3 protein-coding genes are annotated in these 2,628 nt (G+C 76.6%); 1 reads left to right on the top strand and 2 read right to left on the bottom strand.

The annotated features are described in order from the left end of the window. The coding region (locus GTW08_RS17525) for a vWA domain-containing protein (RefSeq protein ID WP_161152234.1) at nucleotides 1-433 on the top strand (433 nt) is incomplete at its 5' end. A 476-nt stretch (nucleotides 434-909) separates the two neighbouring features. Here the strand turns inward: GTW08_RS17525 and GTW08_RS17520 are convergent. Beyond that, the gene (locus GTW08_RS17520) at nucleotides 910-1,533 is read right to left on the bottom strand and encodes a DedA family protein (RefSeq protein ID WP_073576704.1); all 624 of its coding nucleotides are present in this window, start codon (nucleotides 1,531-1,533) and stop codon (nucleotides 910-912) included. 414 nt (nucleotides 1,534-1,947) lie between these two features. After that, the coding region (locus GTW08_RS17515; RefSeq protein WP_202417312.1) for a helix-turn-helix domain-containing protein at nucleotides 1,948-2,628 on the bottom strand (681 nt) is incomplete at its 5' end.

Below are 2,628 nucleotides of genomic sequence, written 5' to 3'. Positions count from 1 at the left end.
CGCGGCGGCGCTGACCGCCGCGGCCTGCGCGTTCCGGGCGCCCGGTGACCACGCGGTGCTGTCGTTCGCGGCCGAGACCCGGGTCCTGCGCGACATCGGGTCCACCCGTCCGCCGTCGGCGGTCGTCGACCGGGTGCTGGGCCTGCGCGGGCACGGGGTGACCGCGCTGTCCGGTGCGTTGCGGGCGGCCACCGCGCAGCTGGAACGGACGCGGGCGGAGCGGCGGATCGTCGTGCTGCTCTCGGACTGCCGGGCCACCGACGACCACGACCCGGTCCCGGCGGCGCGGCGGGTCCCGGAGCTGCTGATCCTGGCCCCGGAGTCCGACCACGAGCAGGCGGCCGAGCTGGCCGCGCGCAGCAACGCGCGGTGGGCGCCGGTCGCCGGCCCGTCGGACGCACCGGGGGTGCTGCGGTCCCTCCTGGGTGGTTGAGTTCCGCCCGGGACCCAGCCACCCAGGACGTTCACGGCCCGGGGGACGACGAGCGCGATCGTCACCAGCGACACCAGCGCCTGGACGAGCATCAGCATCGTCGTCCACCGGCTCAGCGGCATCACGTCGGTGGGGCTGAACGCGGTGGCGTTGGTGGACGACAGGTCCAGGTAGTCGGCGAAGCGGGGCTCCCGGTCGGCGTCGTGCGGGAGGCCCTCGAGCAGCCCGGCCGTCATCGAGGACCCGGACCGGCTGATGCCCGGGCCGGGCGCGGCGATCCGGGCCGCGCGGACCGTCACCACGTCACGCGCCCGCGGCGATCGCCTCGGCCCAGGTCGACGTGCTCACCGCGTGGTCCTCTCCCGTGGCCCGGCCGCCCGGGCCGGACGGTGCTCGCCGCGGGTGCCCCGGCGGGTGCGACACGCCGGAGGTGCCCCGGGACGTCGGGGACGTCCGGCGCGAGGGGATCGACGCGGTCAGGACCGGGCGTCGGCGCGACGTCGCGAGCCGGTGGCCCGCACGATCGCGGTCCGCCCGAGGACCAGGGTCAGCCCGACGGCGATCCCGCCGACGACGAGCAGCCAGGGCCGCGACTCCAGGTCGGTGGCGAGCCGGTCCCCGGCCGCGTAGCCGATCCCGACGAGCACCGCGGCGCGCACCGCGCTGGTCGGGATGATCCAGGCCAGGAAGCGGCGGTAGCCGACCTTGGACAGCCCGGCGGCCAGGTAGGCCGGGATCGCGCCGATGTCGACGAGCTTGGCGCCGATGACGATCCGCGGCAGGTGCGTGTGGACCTCGCGGGTCAGCACCTCGCGGCGCTCCTCGGTCAGGCCCAGCCGGTTCAGCACGCGGGCGACGGCCGGCCGGTCGCCGTTGCGGCCCAGCGCGTAGAGCGCGGTGTCCCCGACGACGTCGGCGACCAGCGCGGCCAGCCACACCCCCCACCAGGGGAGCTGCCCGGCCCCGGCGAGCGCGGCGGCGGCGACGGTGACGATCGGACCCTCGAGGAACGCCCCGACCCCGATCACGAGGAGCGACCGGACGGGCGCAGCAGGGATCGCGGCCAGCAGTGCGGCCACGGTGTCCGCGAGTCCGAACACGATCGCCTCCCATCAGGTCCTACACCGAATGGTGCCCTGTGTGCCGCACGAGGCGGCGGGCGGCCCGCCGTCGTCGCACGACGCGGGGTCCTCGTCACCGGGCGTGACGGCGTCGTCCGGTGGCGGTGTCGAGTCCCGTGGCCGGGCCGGCCGCCGGGTCTCCCGGGGCGTCGTTGCCCGGCACATCGATCGTCCCACCGTCGACCGGGGTCGGCAGGCCCGGAGGACCCGCCACGGCCGTGAGCACGGCCACCGGTAGTACCGGTCCGGTGAGCGCGTCCCCCGTCCGGGTGGTGCAGGTCGGGACGGACGGCGGGTGGGCATCCGTTCATCGGGCCGGGGACTCCCGGATCGCGCGGTCGTCGTCGGCGACCAGGACCGTCTGCGGCACGGCACCGATGATGCCGCAGCCGCTCAGCGCGGGGTGGTGATCCCGTAGCGCTGCACCCGCCGGTACGCCGTCGCCCGGCTGATCCCGAGCGTCTCGGCGGCCCGGGTGACGCTCATGCCGTGCTCGGTGAGACAGCGGACCAGCTCGTCGCGTTCCAGCGACTCGATGCGGGTCAGCGATCCGGATCGGGTGGCGAGCAGCTCCGGGGGCAGGTGCCGGACGTCGACGAGGCTGCTGCGGGCCGAGGCGTCGCGCACGGTGCGGCGCAGCTGCTCGACGTTGCCCGGCCAGGAGTAGGTGCGCAGGGCGCGGGCGGCGGCGTCGGTGAAGGCCACCCCGTCGCGGGCGAAGTGCGCGGCCAGCACCGGTACGTCCTCGGGACGGTGCCGCAGCGCCGGCACCTCCACGACCACGTCGAGCAGCCCCGAGAGTGCGTCCGGAACCCCGTAGACGCCGCCGGCGGTGACGGCCAACGTCGCCCCCGGCAGCGACCGCACCAGCGCGGCCAGCCGGGTCGCGACGGGCGTGGGCAGCTCGTGCACCCGGCCCGCGATCACCGCGGTGTCGTCCTTGCCCAGCTCCGGGGACCACAGCGACAGCCAGGACACCGCGTCCTCGGCGGCCGGCGGACGGGCGTGCAGCACGCGGTGCCGCGGACGGACGGTGCGCAGGGCCGCGGCGAGCAGCGCGGACTTGCCGGCGCC

The organism is Pseudonocardia sp. SID8383, assembly GCF_009864975.1.
GTDB lineage: Bacteria > Actinomycetota > Actinomycetes > Mycobacteriales > Pseudonocardiaceae > Pseudonocardia > Pseudonocardia alni.
This window is presented reverse-complemented; position numbering and strand designations above follow the sequence as displayed.